17 protein-coding genes are annotated in these 18,316 nt (G+C 56.4%); 13 read left to right on the forward strand and 4 right to left on the reverse strand.

Going from position 1 to position 18,316, the window contains the following annotated elements; genetic code table 11:
• Positions 1–200 precede the first annotated feature (200 nt).
• The 6 genes from RPMA_RS03550 to RPMA_RS03575 all read left to right on the forward strand — a co-directional run bounded on the left by RPMA_RS03550 (position 201) and on the right by RPMA_RS03575 (position 6,845).
• Positions 201–674, forward strand: coding sequence for a hypothetical protein (locus RPMA_RS03550; RefSeq protein WP_211911565.1), 474 nt, complete (start codon positions 201–203; stop codon positions 672–674).
• A gap of 93 nt (positions 675–767) precedes the next feature.
• Complete coding sequence (locus RPMA_RS03555; RefSeq protein ID WP_211911566.1) at positions 768–1,397, forward strand: hypothetical protein; 630 nt, start codon at positions 768–770, stop codon at positions 1,395–1,397.
• A gap of 266 nt (positions 1,398–1,663) precedes the next feature.
• Positions 1,664–3,718 carry an AAA family ATPase gene (locus tag RPMA_RS03560; RefSeq protein WP_211911567.1) on the forward strand — a complete coding sequence of 685 codons (2,055 nt, stop codon included), beginning with the start codon at positions 1,664–1,666 and terminating at the stop codon, positions 3,716–3,718.
• The gene (locus tag RPMA_RS03565; protein WP_211911568.1) at positions 3,715–5,001 is read left to right on the forward strand and encodes a hypothetical protein; all 1,287 of its coding nucleotides are present in this window, start codon (positions 3,715–3,717) and stop codon (positions 4,999–5,001) included. The genes RPMA_RS03560 and RPMA_RS03565 overlap by 4 nt, the downstream gene beginning before the upstream one ends.
• Before the next feature lie 59 nt (positions 5,002–5,060).
• Positions 5,061–6,179 carry a hypothetical protein gene (locus RPMA_RS03570; protein WP_211911569.1) on the forward strand — a complete coding sequence of 373 codons (1,119 nt, stop codon included), beginning with the start codon at positions 5,061–5,063 and terminating at the stop codon, positions 6,177–6,179.
• Between the two features lie 150 nt (positions 6,180–6,329).
• Entirely contained in the window at positions 6,330–6,845 is a 516-nt protein-coding gene (locus RPMA_RS03575) for a hypothetical protein (protein WP_211911570.1), read from the forward strand.
• Between the two features lie 80 nt (positions 6,846–6,925).
• Here RPMA_RS03575 and RPMA_RS03580 read toward each other — a convergent pair whose 3' ends face one another.
• The 3 genes from RPMA_RS03580 to RPMA_RS03590 all read right to left on the reverse strand — a co-directional run bounded on the left by RPMA_RS03580 (position 6,926) and on the right by RPMA_RS03590 (position 10,050).
• Positions 6,926–7,231: a hypothetical protein gene (locus RPMA_RS03580; protein WP_211911571.1), complete on the reverse strand. Its 306-nt coding sequence runs from the start codon at positions 7,229–7,231 to the stop codon at positions 6,926–6,928.
• Positions 7,232–7,596: 365 nt separating this feature from the next.
• Positions 7,597–8,628 carry a hypothetical protein gene (locus RPMA_RS03585; protein ID WP_211911572.1) on the reverse strand — a complete coding sequence of 344 codons (1,032 nt, stop codon included), beginning with the start codon at positions 8,626–8,628 and terminating at the stop codon, positions 7,597–7,599.
• Positions 8,629–8,634: 6 nt separating this feature from the next.
• Positions 8,635–10,050 carry an MBOAT family O-acyltransferase gene (locus tag RPMA_RS03590; protein WP_211911573.1) on the reverse strand — a complete coding sequence of 472 codons (1,416 nt, stop codon included), beginning with the start codon at positions 10,048–10,050 and terminating at the stop codon, positions 8,635–8,637.
• Between the two features lie 571 nt (positions 10,051–10,621).
• Here RPMA_RS03590 and RPMA_RS03595 point away from each other — a divergent pair.
• Together RPMA_RS03595 and RPMA_RS03600 are read left to right on the forward strand one after the other, a co-directional pair.
• The gene (locus RPMA_RS03595) at positions 10,622–11,773 is read left to right on the forward strand and encodes a histidine kinase dimerization/phosphoacceptor domain -containing protein (protein WP_211911574.1); all 1,152 of its coding nucleotides are present in this window, start codon (positions 10,622–10,624) and stop codon (positions 11,771–11,773) included.
• Positions 11,770–13,272 (forward strand): ATP-binding response regulator, encoded by a 1,503-nt coding sequence (locus RPMA_RS03600; RefSeq protein ID WP_211911575.1) that lies wholly within the window; start codon positions 11,770–11,772, stop codon positions 13,270–13,272. Before RPMA_RS03595 ends, RPMA_RS03600 begins: the two co-directional genes overlap by 4 nt.
• A 105-nt stretch (positions 13,273–13,377) precedes the next feature.
• Here the strand turns inward: RPMA_RS03600 and RPMA_RS03605 are convergent, their stop codons facing one another.
• Positions 13,378–14,439 (reverse strand): maleylacetate reductase, encoded by a 1,062-nt coding sequence (locus tag RPMA_RS03605; RefSeq protein WP_211911576.1) that lies wholly within the window; start codon positions 14,437–14,439, stop codon positions 13,378–13,380.
• A gap of 208 nt (positions 14,440–14,647) precedes the next feature.
• Here RPMA_RS03605 and RPMA_RS28490 point away from each other — a divergent pair, with 208 nt between their 5' ends.
• The 5 genes from RPMA_RS28490 to RPMA_RS28215 all read left to right on the forward strand — a co-directional run bounded on the left by RPMA_RS28490 (position 14,648) and on the right by RPMA_RS28215 (position 18,244).
• On the forward strand, positions 14,648–14,887 hold the full coding sequence (locus RPMA_RS28490; RefSeq protein ID WP_408056531.1) for a LysR family transcriptional regulator: 240 nt from the start codon (positions 14,648–14,650) through the stop codon (positions 14,885–14,887).
• Positions 14,888–14,892: 5 nt separating this feature from the next.
• Positions 14,893–15,594: a substrate binding domain-containing protein gene (locus RPMA_RS03615; protein WP_211911578.1), complete on the forward strand. Its 702-nt coding sequence runs from the start codon at positions 14,893–14,895 to the stop codon at positions 15,592–15,594.
• A 115-nt stretch (positions 15,595–15,709) separates the two neighbouring features.
• Positions 15,710–17,245: an aldehyde dehydrogenase family protein gene (locus RPMA_RS03620; RefSeq protein ID WP_211911579.1), complete on the forward strand. Its 1,536-nt coding sequence runs from the start codon at positions 15,710–15,712 to the stop codon at positions 17,243–17,245.
• A 23-nt stretch (positions 17,246–17,268) separates the two neighbouring features.
• A complete protein-coding gene (locus tag RPMA_RS28210; RefSeq protein ID WP_211911580.1) occupies positions 17,269–17,877 on the forward strand; it encodes a tripartite tricarboxylate transporter substrate-binding protein in 609 nt (202 codons plus the stop codon).
• 46 nt (positions 17,878–17,923) lie between these two features.
• Positions 17,924–18,244: a tripartite tricarboxylate transporter substrate-binding protein gene (locus tag RPMA_RS28215; RefSeq protein ID WP_211911581.1), complete on the forward strand. Its 321-nt coding sequence runs from the start codon at positions 17,924–17,926 to the stop codon at positions 18,242–18,244.
• The last annotated feature ends 72 nt before the right edge of the window (positions 18,245–18,316 follow it).

Here is an 18,316-nt window from a genome sequence, read left to right on the forward strand (position 1 = left end):
TGACGGGCCAAGTGAATTTGAATTCGGTTTTTCCAGGCCTAATCTCTTCTTAAACGCTGAGAAGGAATGAAGACGTATTCGCTGCTCGCGCGATTGTTACTAAGGAGTGAATATGACAAACGCGATGTTCTTTATTTGTTCCTCTATATATATGGGGTACTCTTCACAGTCGTGCTGAGGCCCAAACTATGGAGGGCCAAATGGCTCCTGAAGAGAAGAAAACGACCATTCCTAGTCAAGCAGGACGTTGTCGCGAAGTTTCAGAAACCCGCAGCTACTACGCAAGTATTCATGATCGCGATCAGCTTGCCCGCGCAATCTTGCAAGGTGGCTCTTGGGCAGATCCGGAGATCGCAGATCTTACGGCGAGAGCTGCATCTTCGCCCACGGTGGACGGCCAGCTTCTGAACAGTTTCATCAGCGATGACGATCAAGCGGATGAGGCCGCTTGTGACGGGTGTCAGAAGGTCGCAGTGGACTCAATGCCGCCGGCAACGCGGCCATGCAACCCGTTTGGCTCGAATGCGGCGAGCCTCGCTGTGAGCGAGAACCGTGTGCGCCCGGATGGCGTCGTGGATCCGTTTATGAAGCACCGCGGGCAGGCTCGTAACGCGGAAGCCACCCACGCAGGTCGTGTGCAGGTCAATCCAAACCCCTTTTTCCCCGCGATCTAATCACCCGATTGTGGCGCCACGAATCATCGTGGCCCCACACGCTCTTAGGCGCCACCAGCACTTTGACGCGGTGGCCTTGCAACGAGACCCAACATGAAGAAACCCGACTCACGGCCCGATTGGGCAAATGATTTGGCAGCTGCAAAGCAAAATCAGCAATTAGAGGTTTACCGTGAAAGTGAGCCGATCGACACCTCCAACCCGTATTTGTTGCACGATCACCTCTGCCGCAATCATCTATTTGGCGATCTGCTCCGCTTTGACGGCATCGCTGAGGCTTGTTCTCTCGGTCGAGGCGGGGAGTTACTCCGCGCATTGTCGCCCGATTACGTGATGCAGTTTGATGTCCCGCCGTGCAGCGATGACTCAGGATTGAGCGTTGCAATCAAGCGTCACTGGTCGAATGTCGGTCGCAGCGAAGTTGATTGCGGCTATCTCCAATGCGGAGAGTCGACCGGGATCGACCCAATCGAAAGTGTCATTCACGCAATAATTGCCGAACGCGATGGCGACGCGGCCGGGATGAAAGATGAACACAGTGAAGAAGGAATGGAGAAAATCCGACTTCGATTCGCGGCTATGGAGGTCGACGAGCTGGTGATCGAGTTTGTCAAAGGAGAGTGGTGGGACCGCGTGGAGCTGCACGACGAACTGCGTCGTGCATGTTCAGGATCCAGCATCTATTCGCAGTACCTCGCTCGTCGAATCGGAGCTGAGATCTAAACAGGCAATACTTAAAGTGAAGCACAATCTGGCAACGCGACGCTCGATTCCGATGAAGTTCGCGTCAGCGTTTGACGAAGTTCAGTCATGAAACGAAGAGCTATTGATGCTTCGTAAGCTGTCTCGTCGTGATGCTGTCGAACTGCTGGACTGCTTGTTCTTCATGACGCATTGAGGCCAAAAACGAGCGAGGGCCGCGGTTCGCTGCCCACGCTCATCGACCAAAATGAATCAAGAAAAGCACTACTGGATCATCCGAGGCCCGCGTGGAACGTCTAGCTCTTAAGTACAGGCCCAAGTCTCTCCAAGACGTCATCGGTCAAGAATACCCGAAGCGCATCATCGCCCAGCTGATTCTTAACAACCAGAGTTGTGCCAACCTATTGCTGCACGGCAGCGTAGGTTCGGGCAAGACGACGCTGGTGCGGATCTATGCGGGCGCGCTGAATTGCCAGTCGCCGACCGCCACAGGTGACCGATGCTTCGTGTGCGACCGCTGCCGGGCGCTGGATTCGGGTGACAATGCTGGCTTTATCGAACTCGATACACCGAAGTTCCGAGACCTTGCCGGCCTCAAGGCCGAGATCGACCGAGTGCTGGAGGCGGCGGCCGCCGCTGGCCGACGAACCGTCATATTTCTCGATGAGGCGCACGTTCTGTCGAGATATCGCGATAGCTTCGACTTCCTCTTGAAGAAGGTCGAAGAGCCGCCGCCGGGCGTGTCTTTCTGCTTCGCCACCACCGCGGTGGAGCGAATGTCGGAGGCGCTCCGCTCCCGAACGATCCAGCTCGAAGTGCGTCCTTTGACGCATGCGCAAAGTGTCGGTCTTTTGACCCGTACCGCAAAAGACGAGGGCCTGACACTGCATACCGAGGCCATCTCGCTTCTAGCGGGCCTCGGCGAGCACCAGCCGCGCAACATGCTCCAAGCTCTCGACAAGATGCGCCTTCTGAGTGATGGCACCGAGATCACGCGTGATCGCGTAGCGGCGGTCTTCGGTGTCGACTATATCGAGCACCTTATCCAGTATTTCGAAGCGCTTGGAGCAGGCGACCTCAGGCGGCAGACCGAGAGCTTCCTGCAGTGGTCGGACGGCATTCGCAACAAGGTGCGTTTGATTCAGCTGTTCCTCGTTGGCTTCTACTATATCGAGCTCTGCGGCCTCGATGTCTCAGTCGACCCGGTCGTTGCCTCGATCAGGCTCGAGGAGCGCCAGCGCGTCAAAAGTGCCTTTGCAGGCCGTCTACCGGATATCGATCTCACGACCTTCTTCGAAGGCCTGCTGGGTGTCTGGCCGGTGGTCACCGTGGACCTGAGCGACGAAGCGTTACTTGCCATCTTGCTGCGCTTCCAGATGGTCGCCAACCGCAGCGCGCCGATGCTGCGCCCCGAAACATCCGTCGCCCGGATTCGGCCAGAACGGATCGTTGAGGCAGATATTGGTGGCGATGCCCAGCGCCGCGTTACGACCGACGATGATGCCAAGGCGCCGAAGGATCCTGCCTATCTCAACCGAAGCCACGTGCGCAGCATTTTTGCCGCAGCGTCATTCCTGGTGCAGCAAGGCTATCCGTCGTTCAACGCGCGGATCACAATCCGCCATAGGCTGTTCGGTCATCAAGACCAGGCAGCGGCCTCGGATCACTTTAAAGCATTCAGCTCAGCATTGAAGTTACAGCTCGTCAGTTGCGGTGGTTCGGGCCTTCGCATTTTCGTTCAAGAACGCGATGAAGCCGAGGGATCATGTGGCCGCGTCATTGCCCATGTTTCTGACGTTGAGAAACTTGGCCGGTGGATGCTGAAGTGGCATCGATCGAGCCGGCTTGCTGGTGCCGAAGACAGGGCCGTCACGATGGACATTGGATCGGCTGGCCGGCGCCTGGACGAGCATTGGAGATGCGTGCGTTGGCTTTGCGGCGGGTTCAATCCGGCTGATCCGATTCATTCAAAAATTGAAATTGAGCCCGACTATCATCGTGTCGCCGGCGACATTGGAAAGCGAAACCGCCAGGATCAGTCTGAAGCGCTCGACGCAGCCGCACGGATCAAGGCCGATGAAAAATGCGGCATCGATCTGCTCTCAGCATTCAATGATAGAAAGTGGGATCGGTTGTATGATGGCTGGGAATTGGATGAGCAGGTGTACCGCGAGCAACGAAGGTCGCAGCTTGAGGCGGCTATGTTGGAGCTGCGTGCCAGACATGCTCTGGATTCGGCGTCCTACTCCGATGAAATGCGCGGTTATGAGGAAGCGGAGCTTCGATCGAATCTTGCTGCATCCGCTGTGGAGCGCGCCTGGGCAATCTGGGACCGATCATGAGCGGGTCAGCCACAATAGCCGATGTGGAATTCCTCCAGCTCCCGAGACACGACGGTAAGAGCTATCTGTATCTCTACCGCAAGGGGTCTGGTCTTTTTCGATCCGCGGTCCGCAAGAAGATTGTTGGCCAGGCCGAACACGATGGACGTCATTTGCGGGATATTGCGAGAAGCGCCATCGAACAGCGTACTCCAGCCGTCGGAGACGCTGAAGGCGCTGTGCCGGTCAAGATTGGCGGTGTTCCGAGCTTGTACGCGATGGTGTCGGAAGTGTCGCTCTTCGACGAACCGACCCTCCATGTTCGTGATCTCGGCGATACCACTTTGGAGCACCCGCCGCTCGATGATATCGCGCGGGCTTTAGTTGCCGTCGCCGCTGGCAACGAACAGCATTCGATCTTGTTGCTTGTTCCAGACACACACAAATTGATCGAGACCGCGGCGTGGCGGTCCACGGTGAACGCGATCGGTTTGATTGAGGAGCCGCTCGTCACGGCGGAAACCTATCTGGCGATTGCGCGACGATATCTTCGAGAGGGTCGATTGGGCGATCTTTCCGCGCTGGCGGACAACAAGCGCTTCCAATCGCGGTTACGGAAGTGCATCGAGCGGGCGGCGTTGGCGCCATTTGAATTCTCGATGCAAATCGATCTCATCGTGTTGGGTGAAATGGAGGGCGGCGAATTCAGGCCAACTGAAGACGTCAGCACGCGACGAGCCGAGCGATGGGTCGTACCCGAGACCTTGCGCCGCTTTCTCGATCGACGCGATGCACTGAGCCTCTCCGCTCTGATGAAGGTTGTCGACGGCCTGCGGCATGATCGGACGCTGGAGGCCGGCGAGCTGCTCACGCGGCTTTATCGCGCGACGACGGGCACGTTGGAAAGCCGCGATAGACGCTACCGGCGCCTTGAGGATCCACTGCATTGCGTTTGGGCGGCTCAACTCCTGGCCGCTGAGAGCGAGTTCATGAAGGGCAACGTGTTCATTGCGCTGGACGACGTCTGCCAGCGATATGGCCGAATTGATAGTGCGTCTGACTGGATCGCCTCGCGCGAAGGCTGGCGAACGCTTCAATTGGTGCTTGCTCGCTATGCCTCAGGCAGCCGAGGTCGCCTCGATCAAGCGCGCGTCGGGTTGCGGAACGCGCTTCGCGAGCGGCTACGGTCGATGGGCGAGGGGCAGGTTGACGGGATTCAGGTTGGGCTTGAGGCGGATAGCGATCAGTCCGTAGCTCTGGCGTCAAATGAACAGAGCGCCCCGGCCATGATGGAGGTGCGCTGATGGAGCAGCCGCCTAGCGCCTGTTTGGATCCCGGATGCCCGTCATCGTTTAGAGATGTCGTGGGCCATGAACGTTGGTTCGAGGCGTTGATTTCGAACCTACGAAACGAGCATGCGTCTGGTGTTCACCAGCCTATCGCACTGGTTGGAGCAGCAGGCGTCGGCAAGCGGACGGTCGCGCGCATCTATGCCAAGGCGTTGGTTTGCGAGCGTGAACTGGATACGCGGATAGACGCCGCGCCCTGTGGAACCTGCGACGAATGCCTGGCCTTTGATCGCTCGAGCTTTGCCTATGTCGAAGTCGATGCGAGGCATTTCGGCGACCAAGAGCAAGACGATAAACGCGTGGACGAGCGGGCTCAGGTCAATGCTGTCCATTCATTGATCGAGCGGGATAGCGGATTAAACACGGCACCAGTGCGCGTCGTGGTGATCAACAACGCCGAAGAGCTCGTGGGCGCCGCGGCCGACGTCGCTTTGAAGACGCTGGAATTGGAGATCTCGTCGAGCCTTTATGTGTTCCTTGTGAACGACGAAATGCGGTTCTCCGCCGCGTTACGTTCTCGGTGCAGCGTTTTCAGGATCGGGCCTCTATCGGTGGAGGGCATGGTTGGACGTCTGTTGTCGCTTTGCGCGCGGTGGGGGTTGAGGTCTGATGAAGTTGCAATCCGAGCGATTGCGCGGGCAGCACGTGGGTCGTTTGGAGAGGCGTTGAGCATGCTCGGGCGGGTCGCAGCGCATGGCGACCTCACGATCGAAAGCCTGGTGCGGGAGCCGGAGTTTGGCTGGGGGCCAACGATGATGGCTTGCTGGCGGGCCGTCTTGCGGGATCGCCGCGACGAGGCGCTGGCGCTGTTTGGGCAGGTTGGCCGGGACGGTCCGATGAGGATGAAGGCAATGCAGAGCTTCCTTGTGGCGTGCCAGTTGCGCCGTCTGCTGGGTTCGGTGCCGCCGGACGGTAGCGTCAGTCCGGCATTGGATCTTGTCTCGCCGGTTGACTGGGAGCTGATCCTCGATGATTGGACAGCATGGTCTCGGCGGACAGGCCTTCCGGTCGATGAAGCGATGGACCGGATGGTTGGTTTGTGGGCCTGTCTGATGGCGGATATGTCCTGGGGCGCGTGCTTCGTTCGGGGGATGTCAGTGCTGAACGCCGAACGAAAAGCTTCGAGCGGTTGAGTTATTCGGTTGTGTGCCGTTTTAAGTTGCTTGGTTTGTTGATTTGGCAATCTTGATTTAGCACCTCGAATCCAGGCGGACGATGAAGGCGGGTCGCGTAGAGGTCGGGATGGCCATTGGGGCCGTAGGTGATCAAGCTGGTGTGATGAAATGAGCTCGATGAAGAGGACGAAGGGGCGGGGCAAAGAACCCAGCCAAGCCCTTGTGGATCGGCCGTTTGTTGGGCAGTGGTCCGAAGAGGAGGCGGCAATTGCTCGCCAACGCCTTGGCGTGGCGATTGGGCCATATATCTCGGCGGTGGATGGGGCCGACCCGGTTTCGGTGCGCGCCGCGCTTAATGGAGAGCCCTTTGGCGACCTGATCTCTGATGAAGCCATCGCGAAGCTGTGCCGCGAGGGGCGTGGTGCCGATCTATTCCCTCCGCGCTACCCGACGTGGCGGTACGGAATCGATCCGGTCACCTATCCCTGCATCCTGGTCCCGCCAACCATTGAAGAATTGGAGGCGATCGCGGACAAGCAGCACCTTGCTCTGCTCATCCGCGATTTGAACATTCGTGGGACGACGCCACGCGTCCGGGCTCTGATACGCTCGACGGTCGACCCGGAGTGGTCCTGGTTGGGCGAAACGGTGCAAGACCATCTCGAAGCTGAGGCTGATGAATAGCGGCGCCCGGTGCTGTCGGTGGTGCCCAGCCTAAGCAAGACGTCGGTCGTGGTGGCCGGGGTGATCAATCCCTCTTCCAACTAGCGTCCGCTCATTGCGTCTCGGATATGAAACCCCTGATTAGCGGGTGCGTCGGAGCGGTCCGGTTTCGAGGAGTACGAGCTTGGCTTCGATGCACGTCGAACAAGTTCGATGAAGCATTCAAGGCCACGTTCGGCGCGAGCTTGTGGTGCGCCGTCCAAATAGATCGTGCCTTTGCCGGGGTAGAAGCTGTAAAGGCCGACTTTCAGTTGGAAAGCTGTTGGCTTCTTGAAGTGGATTCCCTGAGCATCGAGGCTTTCCATTGCCTCTCTCATCAGGATGTCATTCTCGGCAAAGCGGCTCATAGGCTACCTGGATTTCATTGGTTCTCTGGGCAAAGCCCAGATGGATGTCTGATCTGCTCGGGAAGGTAGGGAAGGAGTGTAATGGTTGGAGTGAGCGTCGGTGAGTGAGAGTGTCTGACAGTTGGACGGAGAAGTAATCCCCCTCTTAACGATATAGCGGACCTCAACATTCCAACATGAGTGGCAGCGCGTAGATTTTTCGGTGGTGGGTGGAGCGAATGCATTTGCGAATCTGCCGCGGCTTGCCAAATCCACGAGAGTTCGTCTAATCGCCGTATGGAATCCCGCGGACTCCTGCTCCGATGTTTAGCGGATAAAGACGACGGCAAGATCAGCCAAGCAAACGAGGTCTTAGCCGTTTGAGATCATTTCATCGAAGGAGGATATCGGTCGGCAAGCACCTGGAAAGCGGCTGCTCCCTGATCGATGGTCGAGCGATAGGCGTGGTCATCGAATTCAGAGAATCCCGGCGTCCTCGAAAGACGGTCGATCAGTCGTCGAGTCCTGATCTCCGCAGCCGCGTTATCGACGTGATAATAGGTATCCAGCATGTGCGACGCGGCGAAAGCGGAATCAGCGAGGTCGCCAACGGTCGCGATGCCATTATCTGCAAACATTTTCCGCGCATCCCGTTGCAAGTCCTCATTTCGGTAGCATCCTTCGCCTGCGATGGCTGGCCATGTGATGTAGACCCGCACACCCCGTCGGTCCTGTAGCTGGCGCAGTTCTCGTGCTGCCCAGCGCATGTCCTCCACGATTGGCCCTTCCGAACCGAGATAGTCGGAGCAGACAAGACCCGCCACGCTGGACCGTCTCCGTGAATCGTCCTTCCGGTCGCCATACGGGAAACTTTTCAGAAGTTTCCCGATGTTCTCGACGTGGTCCCTCTCCAGGCTCGGCTTGGCGTAGAGACGGAAAGCATCGGAGACGTTGTGTATCGACACTGACTGAACCACGAAGCGCAGGCGGTCCAGGAAGGGCAGGCTGCCGTAGTAGGATGCGTATTCGTCCGGAGTCTTATCGATGAAGTCGGAAGGCATCTCCGAGCGGGTATAGTAGACCCATTCCAGCGGCAAAATGAGGATGTCGCCACGACGGGCGTATCGAATGATGCGATGGATCTTCATCGCCAGAGGAATGCTCGCGTTGTCGGCAGCAACGACGACGGGCACTCGAAATTCTTTCTCGATCATAACCGGTACGATGCCGAACATCGAGCTGGAGCCGCCATCTATCACGATCCTCGGACTAGCTACGGTCTCGATCAGAAACTTGCTGTGGTCGAACGGAACGGATTGATTGGCGCTGGTAAATGCGTCGTAAGTTCCGACGAGCGCAATCGCCGCTGATAGGAGGCCCAACGCCATTGCCACAAGGAATGTAGCGAGTGTCTTCACGTGACCTCAGAAGTTGTAATAAATGAACGGCGAGGGAAGCGATGTATTCGTCGCAACATATGCCAGGAGCAACGCGAAACCTGCTGCTACGCCGGCTGCAGCTGTCTTGTGACGTGTTTTCGTTGTTGCAAGCGCTGTGCTGGTCGGGCATAGCCAGACCAACAGGGCTCCTGCGAAGAGAAGCGGCCAGATCACCAGGATCCTCTCGTTCACATTGGTCGAGGGCGTAAACATCGCCTGTACCAAAATGGTCGCCGCGCGAATATCCGGAGCGCGGAAGAAGACCCATGCGAAGTTCACGAACAAGAAGGTTGTTAGGACCCCGATAAGATACGGCAACCGAAAGCCGGCCGCTTGCCAGGCCTTTTGGATGCAGCATGCGGCACCATGCAGTGCGCCCCATGCTACGAAAGTCCAGGCCGCGCCGTGCCACAGTCCGCCGAGCAGAAACGTTGCGAATAGATTGAGGTAGGTACGTGCTAGCCCGGCGCGATTTCCGCCGAGTGGGATGTAGAGATAGTCCCTGAGCCACATCGAGAGGGTGATGTGCCAACGCCGCCAGAAGTCCTGAATCGAAGACGCCCGGTACGGGCCATCGAAGTTCAGCGGCAGTCTGACGCCAAATAGAAGAGAAACTCCGATGGCCATATCGGCATAGCCAGAAAAATCGAAATACAATTGGAATGTGTATCCGAGGCTGAGAAGCCACGCGTCGAGAAAGTCGACGGTATCGATGCTACGCCAGCCGTAGTCCACGATCGGTGCGAGCTGGTCCGCCAGAAGCAGCTTTTTCATCAGCCCGATCGAGAAAAGCAGAGTGCCTTCCTCTAGGCAGGATCGCGAGACGACCCATTTGATTGCCTCCGTGCCTTTCCGGGACAACCTTTCGAATTGAGGGATGACCTCGCGCCAATGGATGATCGGACCTGCCACCAAGTGAGGGAAATAGGTGGCGAAGAGGCCGTAGCTTGCCAACGTGCTCCGCTGCGATTGGCCGCGATATATGTCGATCAGGAACGCGAGCTGCGTGAAGGTGTAGAAGGAGATGCCGACGGGTAGGGTTATCGACGGGGCTCGCCAGTCGATTCCAAGAGATGCGTAGGTGTTTTCGAGGATGAAATGCGTATATTTGAAGATGCCTAGCAGTATGAGATTAAAAAGGATCGCGGCGATGAACAGGACCTTTCGGCGCCTCGGCCCGCCTTCCATTCTCGAAAGCTGACTTCCGACGAGATAGTTGATGAGGACCGAGCAGGCTAAGATCGGGAAATGATGGAGATCGCCCTGCGCGTAGAAGGCTAGCGAGGCAGCCAACAGGATCGGGATCAACAATGAGCGCTGGCGCGCCGCTGCCGCCGCGTGAAAGAGCAGCAGAACGAACGGAAGGAAGCCGAAAAGAAATGTCCGATCGGTGAACAGCATGCGGTTTAATTTCGTAGCGGGGCCCACAATATCGGTTCGCGTTGCCCATGAACGCAAAATTGGGTGTGTTGGCTTGCTTTGGCGCAAGCATAACGATTTCTGCTAGCTCAAGGGCCGAAGATTTTTGAAACGGACTTCAAGGCTCGATCGCTCGATCTAGGACACGAGACATTCGGCCCGCCGCACTGACCCTTCCTGAAGCTGACCGGCGCTGCTTCGATACGTTTGTTCGGGCGATAAGCTCTGCTAGACGAGAGAGGCAAAGGAGTGTCGCCGGCGCAGCACACCGAAGGTCCATCGACCTTGAGGACAGTAACGAATCGATATTGATAGCTCCGTGATGGTCGCTGACCGCTACTCCTCTACATAATCTGTGTCGGCTAGACGACATTTAGGCCAGTTTTTGGAACCGCGGCAAATTACAGGACCTTTCTGTGTCAGCAAATAAGCCGCAGTCCCTTGCGGGCGATATACCGAGCCTATTAAACTTTACTAGAATTCCCGAGCGCACAATCGGGAGACTGAGTTCTCGCCGAAAAGATTGTGATGCCTCGAACGGGTGAGTGTCGAAATGTGGGTTGAGCGCGACCGTATTGCAGCGCTGCATCGGTTCAAGATTTTCGACTCGGCACATGATGCTGATTTTTCCGACTTTGTTCAACTTGCATCTGATATTTGTAATGCGCCAGTTGCTGCAATCAATATGATCGATGAAAGCAAGCATTGGACGCTCAGCGGAATCCAGTGCGGAGACCGAGAGTTGCCGCTGAGTCACTCGATCTGCGCGCAAGCGATCCTTCAGAACGACGTATTCATCGTGCCGGATCTCACTTGTGACCGGAGGTTTCGGGACAATCCCCTCGTCGCAGGTGAACCGCATCTCCGCTTCTACGCCGGTACTTTGCTGAAGACGTCTGAGTCTCTTCCAATCGGGACGCTCTGTGTGCTCGACTACTCTCCACGACCAGCGGGATTGTCTGATCGCCAGAGCTTTGCGTTAGAGGCTCTAGCCAGGCAAACCATGACACAACTGGAACTTCGACGCACGACAATGAATTATCGCGATGGGGAGATCGCGCGCGAGAAGCTCGAACTTGCTTTGAAAGAAAAGGGTTCCCTGGTGAAGGAAATTCATCATCGGGTGAAAAACAATCTTCAGCTCATAAGCAGCTTACTGAGCATTCAGGGCGCACGGATTGCCGATCCAACTGTCTCTGCCATATTGGCGGACAGTCGCAATCGAGTGAGATCGATGGCGCTGATCCATGAAAACCTCTATCTAGCTGGAAATCTCGCTAACGTCTCCATGCGGTCGCATTTGCCGAGCCTTTGCTCCCATCTACGTCGCGCATACGCAAATTCGAAAATCGAGCTCACGACTTATTGCGATGACGTTAAACTGGACCTCGATGCGGCAATCGCGTGCGGTCTCATTTTGAACGAGCTCGTTTCCAATGCCTTCAAGCATGGATTCTCCGAGGACCTCGGTGGCGAGGGGTGCATTAAAGTCGAATTGAAGCTTTTACAAAGCGACGAGTGCGTGTTGCTGGTTTCTGACAACGGCAGAAACCGTCTGCCTGCAGATGATCTCAAGAGGTCTGAATCGCTAGGTCTTGAGTTGGTTCGCGATCTGGTCGAGCAACTGCATGGCACTTTCACGGTCTCGACGGACAGTGGGACCGTCTGCGCCGTCTCCTTTCCCTGCAAGAAACGCTTCGCATGAGACGTGATGTAAAGGTGCTGGTCGTGGAAGACGATCGCATCGTCGCGCGTGACATTAGTGAGCAGCTCGAGCGCGCCGGCATTGGGGTCTTGGCATTGGTTGCTAACGCGGAGGAGGCCGTTGAGGTCGCGAAGGAGCGGCGCCCCGACCTCGTGCTGATGGATGTCCGGCTTGAAGGCAGGATGGATGGCATCGAGGCTGCCAAGCTGATGCGCGATCATGTCAACATACCCGTCGTCTTCCTTACTGCTTACGCCGACGAAGAAACAATAAAGCGTGCGACGGACGTTGAACCGTTCGGTTTTCTCCTGAAGCCTTTCGACGACCTTCAACTGCGTACTGTCGTTGAAATGGCGCTCTATAAGCACGGGTCCGATCGCAAATTGCGGGAGAGCGAGCGGCGTTACGAAGCGACGTTGTCCAGCATAGGCGATGGCGTGATCGCGATCGATCGTGTGGGTCGGGTGACGTTCATCAATCCCGTTGCCGAGAATGCCACCGGATGGCAACGTTCAGAAGCTATCGGAGAACCTCTCGAGAATGTCTATCGACCAGTAGGCTTGTCCAATCGCGAGCCAAGTGCTCAGGTGGCATTGAATGCGCTAAATGCGCGAACGACATGTCAAACTTTCGGTCAGGCCTCTATCGAATCGCGAGAAGGGCGACAATTCCATATAGACGAGACGGCTGCACCGATATTCGGTGAGGATGGCGATATAAGCGGCGTCGTACTTGTGTTCTCGGATCGATCCGAACAGCGACGTGCCGCGACCGCTCTTCAGGCTGCCCAAGCAAACTTGGCCCGCATGTCTCGCGTAACTGCCATGGGGCAACTGACTGCGACGATTGCTCATGAGGTGAACCAGCCGCTGACTGCTCTCCTGACGAATGCTGAAACTTGCCTCAACTGGCTGGATCGTGAAACGCCAGGTCTCGCCGAAGCACGTGCCGCGGCGGGGCGTGTCACACTAGATGCTCACCGCGCGAAGGACATCATTCGGCGAATCAGCGCGATAGTGAAAAATTCGCCTATTGCCTTTGAGGTCCTCGATCTCAGCAGTATTATCGAGAACATAAGGGCTCTGGTCCTTCCCGACCTTTCCCGCGATGAAATCACGTTCACTAGTGAACTGATGCCCACCGGCGCCACCGTCGTCGGGGACACAGTTCAACTGCAGCAGGTCCTGTTGAACTTGCTGAACAACGCGGCCGAATCTGTACGCGCCTCGCGCGGCTCAGAACGCGTCATCAAGATCACTTCCAAGACAGATGATATGGGCACTATGTTCGTGTCGGTGGAAGACTCGGGCGACGGTATCGCGCCGGAAAGCGACGACCAGATCTTTGAGCCATTCTATACCACCAAGAAGGAAGGAACAGGCATCGGGTTGTCCATTTGCCGATCAATCATTGAAGCGCACGGAGGTAGGATATGGGCGGAGGCTCGTAGTCCGTCCGGCGCACGCTTTACATTTACGTTGCCGCAATGCCAGTTGTAACCGTTGCTTCCGATGAAAGACGGCTTTCTTTAGAGCTGACAGACCGATACGTTCGAAGCCAGAGCGATCTGAGTTGATGATGTTTCGCCGGATCGCTAGGCCTTCTTATAAGGAGGGACGTTTCCCCACATAGGCCCGCGCGATTAGATCTCGAAGAGCTTCTCGCTCAATCGGGCGTGGATTCCAGTAGGGGCTTGCAACCGCGATATCGGCTGCCCGCTCGATCCCATCTTCCGGCATTCCAATTAGCGAAAGCGCTTGGTCTGCACCGAGGCCCGATATGAGATCGTACAGCCCGTTGGCGGCGTCGCTTGCTCCAATCGCACGCGAGATCGCGCTCATGGCCTCGGGAGCCGCTTGTGAATTGTACGCCACGGCGTGCGGCAGAATGACCGTATGAGTTTCGGAATGAGGCAGACCAAATGATCCACCAAGCGTGTGGCAAAGTTTGTGATGGAGGGCCATTCCTACTGACCCCAGGCAATACCCACATAGCCATGCGCCATAAAGCGCTCGTTTGCGAGCATCTTGGTCGTAAGACTTTGCGCGGATCGACGGCAAGGATGTCGCGAGAGATCGAATCCCCTCTTCCGCGATCATTGAAATGATGGGATTGCGATCTTTGGCGTAAAGAGCTTCGACAGCATGCGCGATCGCATTGATGCCAGACGTGGCGGAGAGTGCGGTTGGCAGACTCATCGTGAGGTCCACATCGTATATCACGGTTTCCGGCAACACCGCGAGGTTGCGCACGGTGGTCTTCAGCCCATCGTCGGTTTGACCAAGTATCGGCGTCATTTCTGAGCCCGCATAAGTCGTCGGGATGACCAGCTGATTCACGCCAGTGCGTAGTGCCAGAGCCTTACCAAGGCCAATAGTTGAGCCCCCGCCAATCGAAACGACCAGGTCTGCGCCAGTTTGCCTAAGCGCAACCAAAGCTTCCTCGGTCACGTGGGTAGGCGTATGCATAACCGCGCCTGAAAAAACGGCACCAAACAGATCGCCCAGTGCCTCTCCTACCTGCATGCCAGTCGTCGCCTGATTTGGCGTAGTCAGTATCAAGGCGCGTGTCGTCCCTAGTCGTGTAGCCTCCGCTTTCAGTTGGGACAAAGTACCTGATCCGAAGACAACACGGGTAGGCAGGGCGTCAAAAATGAAAGGTTGCATGAAATGTCTCCGACGGTCGAAGCGGATCGACGGCGCCATGGCCGCCCAGTGCGAAAACTGGGATGTGGTGCGTCTCGAGGTCTCCTATACAAAACGTCCGCTAAAGGCCAAGGCTAATGCCTGCGTCGGCCGCTGGTTCGCCTCGGTGCTTCCTAGCACGGACGGCAGTGTCGAGTGCGAAAGTAGAGAGTGGGAGTTCAGGCGCTTCATGGACCGTCTTCTAAACATTGAGACATTTGTCAGGGTCGCGCAAACCGGCAGTTTCGCAGAAGCCGCTCGGCAATTGCGAGTGTCGAAGTCGGTCGTGACAACGCGAATCCGACAGTTGGAAGATTATCTCGGCGCATCGTTATTCCATCGAAGTACTCGCTCTGTAAGACTGAGCGAATTGGGAAGGACCTATCTTCTCGACTGCGAGGGTTACTCGCGGATGCCAATCAGATTCTAGATCAAATGCGCGAAAGCCGATCCGAGACCGGCGGCATTCTTCGTGTTCACGCATTGACCGGATTTGTCGGAGAGCGTTTTGCTCCGATTCTCAAGCGTTTCCAGGCTCTTAATCCGGGTATGCGATTGGACGTGAGAGTAGGCGATGAAGTCGTGGATCCGATCAAGGCTGGCGTTGACTGCGCGTTGAACATCTTTCCAGCAGCGTCTTCCGAACTCATTTCGCGCAACCTCTTTACGGTGCGACGCGTATTCTGCGCTAGCCCTGCCTATCTTGCTCAACACGCGCCTTTGTCGCACCCTAGCCAACTCCACGAACATCCGCTCGGGCTTTACTCCGATTATCCGGCCAGAGATCAATGGAATTTCACCTCAAGCAATGGCGAGGCGTCCATTTATCTGCACGCCGCGCTGCTCAGCAATAACATCCACCTCTTGCGCGACTACGCGATCGAGGACGCCGGCATCGTTTGTCTACCCACAATGGTCTGTTCCGACGCAATACTTGCAGGTCGATTACAGATCATTCTTCCAGCGTTCAGATTGTCATCGTTCACGATGACGGCCGTTTATGCCAAGACCTCGCGCAATCTTCCGAAACTGCAGCGTTTTCTCTCGTTTATGTCCACATCCTTTCCCAAAGTGCCGGAATGGGATGCCGAACTCGTTAGGCAGCGCTTACTCCCTGATGGCTTTTTGAAGAGCTGAAGCACCACGATTGTTCGCGTTTGCCGAACGGTGTGGTCGGCATTGGCGATCTCCCTGCATCGGGGGAGCGTCAATAGACTGACCTCGCGGCAGAGACGACTGATCTTCGCCGGAAATGCTTAGGCAGATCGAGGCGGATATCAAAATGACCAGTGAACATCGAGGGCGAGTCGAAAGCGAGAAAATCCGCAACAAACTCTTCATCGACGGAAGTTTTGTCCATTCGACCTCGGGAGAAACGATGCCGGTGGTAAATCCTCATGATAACACCGTACTAACGGAGGTTTCGGTAGCGAACGAGGCTGACATTGATCGAGCGGTGCAGTGCGCTGCCGGGGCGTTTGAAAGATGGCGACGCGTGGCGGCGGCAGACCGCGGTCGAATCTTGCTCAGGTTAGCCGATCTGATTGAGCAGAATAGTGAGGAACTGGCCCGCTTGGAGGCCCTCGACACAGGACATCCCATTCGCGATACGAGAAATCTCGACGTTCCCCGCACAGCGGCTTGCTTTCGGTATTTCGGCGGGATGGCGGACAAGTTTCAAGGCGAAACGATTCCGGTCGAAATGGGCTTTTTGAACTACACGCTTCGCGAACCGCTTGGTGTAATCGGGCAGATCGTTCCTTGGAACTTTCCGTTGATGTTCACCAGTTGGAAGATGGCGCCAGCACTTGCTGCGGGCAATACTATTGTCATCAAGCCTTCCGAGTTGACGCCGCTGAGTTCCTTGTTGATCGCCGAGTTGATGAGCGAAGCGGGAGTGCCGGCCGGGGTCGTTAACGTAGTCCCAGGCTTAGGTTCTGTCGCGGGCAGGCATCTCGCAGAGCACTCGGGGGTCGCGAAACTTGCGTTCACCGGCAGTACGATCACCGGCCAGTCCATCGTTCAGGCTTCCGCCTCAAACCTCAAGAAGGTTCAATTGGAACTCGGTGGTAAGGGGCCCAACATTGTATTCGGTGACGCCGACCTCTCAGCTGCCATTAACGGAAGTGCCTGGGCCATTTTCCACAATCAAGGACAAGCCTGCATAGCCGGCTCTCGATTACTATTGCAGGAAACGATCGCAGAGGAGTTTCTCGATCGCTTCGTGGGCTTGGCGCGATCCATTCGGATCGGCAATCCGCTCGACCCTGAAACCGAGATGGGGCCTCTGACGAGTTCTCACCACCAGCAACGCGTGCTTCAGTACACCGAAATTGCCCGGGGAGAAGGAGCCGACATTATCTGTGGCGGCAAGCAACCCTCATCGGTTGCGCTGGCTCAAGGCTGTTACGTCGAACCTACGATCGCCAGAGTGAAGTCGCAGCAGTCTCGCGTCATTCAAGAGGAGGTCTTTGGACCGTTCGTGACCGTGCAGACGTTCAAGAGCGATCGAGAAGCGCTAGAGCTCGCCAATGGCACTCAATACGGCCTCGGAAGTGGTCTATGGACCCGAGATCTCAAGAGGGCCCATGCCTTTGCCCACGATCTGCATGCTGGAATGGTATGGATCAACTCGTACAAGCGAGTAAATCCTGGCTCGCCGTTTGGCGGTGTTGGACGATCAGGATATGGCAGAGAGATGGGATTTGACGCCATGCTGGAATACACGCAATCAAAAAGCGTGTGGGTAAACGTCGATGCGGACATACCTGCTTACTATCGACGCTAAAAACAAAAATTATGGAGGAGACAATGAGAAAGATCGGAGCTCGCTTTGCGATCAAAGTAGCCATCGCAGCGCTCTTTTTGGGTGGGTCAGCGAACGCAGACACGTCTTGGCCGACAAAGCCAATACGCATCGTTGTGCCGTTTCCGGCAGGTGGCTTCGTCGATGCGGTCGCGCGCCAAATTCAGCCGCCGCTCCAAGCCGCGTTGGGGCAGACCGTGATCATTGACAATCGCGGCGGCGCTGGTGGAACTCTCGGAACGGGCGAGGTCGCTAGGGCGCAGCCTGATGGGCATACGCTGCTATTGGTCTTCGACTCTTATGCTGTGTATCCGCTGGCTTATCCAAAATTGGCTTTCGATATATCGCGTGATCTGACCCCGATCACGCAAATCGCAAGCAATCCGTTGATTCTTCTGACCCATCCGAAAGTGAAGGCGAAAAATCTCGAGGATCTGGTCAAGCTCCTGAAAGCAGAACCTGCTCGCGTAAACTATGCGAGCGTTGGCGTTGGCTCCAGTAATCATTTGACTGCAGAACTCTTTCAGTCTGCAACCGGCACAACCGTTACTCATGTGCCTTATCGGGGGGAGGGCCCGCTCAACAAGATCTGGTCGGAGGACACATTGAAATGATGTTTCTGTCTGCTGCCCTGGCTTTACCTCACGTAAAGGGGGCGTGGTGAACGCGGTCGCGCAAACGGGCTCTAAACGGTCGCCGGCATTGGCGGATGTTCCGACCGTCGCCGAGAGCGGGTACCCAGACTTTGAAGTGAACTCGTGGGTGGGCATGCTCGCGCCGTCGGGTACGCCGGTCGAGATCATTGAGAGGCTTCAATCCGAGGTTGGAAAAATCCTTGCCGAACCCAAATTCGCGGCTCGACTTCAAGATCAAGGCCTTGTCGGAATTGGCTCGACACCCAAGCAGTTCGCGACACTGTTGACGTCGGAACGCGAAAAGTGGGCCCGCTTGGTAAAGGAACGTGGCCTGATACTCGATTAGGGATACGGCAGAAGCGTAGCGCGTTCACCGCGCTTCGCTTCTGGCCCAGCACTAAATTAGATAATCATCTCT

Source organism: Tardiphaga alba (assembly GCF_018279705.1).
GTDB lineage: Bacteria > Pseudomonadota > Alphaproteobacteria > Rhizobiales > Xanthobacteraceae > Tardiphaga > Tardiphaga alba.

Excerpts from the sequence above, each read along its gene's own strand:
- RPMA_RS28490 (WP_408056531.1), top strand. The coding sequence starts at position 14,648 with ATGGACCGTCTTCTAAACATTGAGACATTTGTCAGGGTCGCGCAAACC.
- RPMA_RS28210 (WP_211911580.1), top strand. The coding sequence starts at position 17,269 with ATGAGAAAGATCGGAGCTCGCTTTGCGATCAAAGTAGCCATCGCAGCG.
- RPMA_RS03575 (WP_211911570.1), top strand. The coding sequence starts at position 6,330 with ATGAGCTCGATGAAGAGGACGAAGGGGCGGGGCAAAGAACCCAGCCAA.
- RPMA_RS03580 (WP_211911571.1), bottom strand. The coding sequence starts at position 7,231 with ATGAGCCGCTTTGCCGAGAATGACATCCTGATGAGAGAGGCAATGGAA.
- RPMA_RS03590 (WP_211911573.1), bottom strand. The coding sequence starts at position 10,050 with ATGCTGTTCACCGATCGGACATTTCTTTTCGGCTTCCTTCCGTTCGTT.
- RPMA_RS03595 (WP_211911574.1), top strand. The coding sequence starts at position 10,622 with ATGTGGGTTGAGCGCGACCGTATTGCAGCGCTGCATCGGTTCAAGATT.
- RPMA_RS03555 (WP_211911566.1), top strand. The coding sequence starts at position 768 with ATGAAGAAACCCGACTCACGGCCCGATTGGGCAAATGATTTGGCAGCT.
- RPMA_RS03550 (WP_211911565.1), top strand. The coding sequence starts at position 201 with ATGGCTCCTGAAGAGAAGAAAACGACCATTCCTAGTCAAGCAGGACGT.
- RPMA_RS03600 (WP_211911575.1), top strand. The coding sequence starts at position 11,770 with ATGAGACGTGATGTAAAGGTGCTGGTCGTGGAAGACGATCGCATCGTC.
- RPMA_RS03565 (WP_211911568.1), top strand. The coding sequence starts at position 3,715 with ATGAGCGGGTCAGCCACAATAGCCGATGTGGAATTCCTCCAGCTCCCG.
- RPMA_RS03615 (WP_211911578.1), top strand. The coding sequence starts at position 14,893 with ATGCGCGAAAGCCGATCCGAGACCGGCGGCATTCTTCGTGTTCACGCA.
- RPMA_RS03605 (WP_211911576.1), bottom strand. The coding sequence starts at position 14,439 with ATGCAACCTTTCATTTTTGACGCCCTGCCTACCCGTGTTGTCTTCGGA.
- RPMA_RS03620 (WP_211911579.1), top strand. The coding sequence starts at position 15,710 with ATGCTTAGGCAGATCGAGGCGGATATCAAAATGACCAGTGAACATCGA.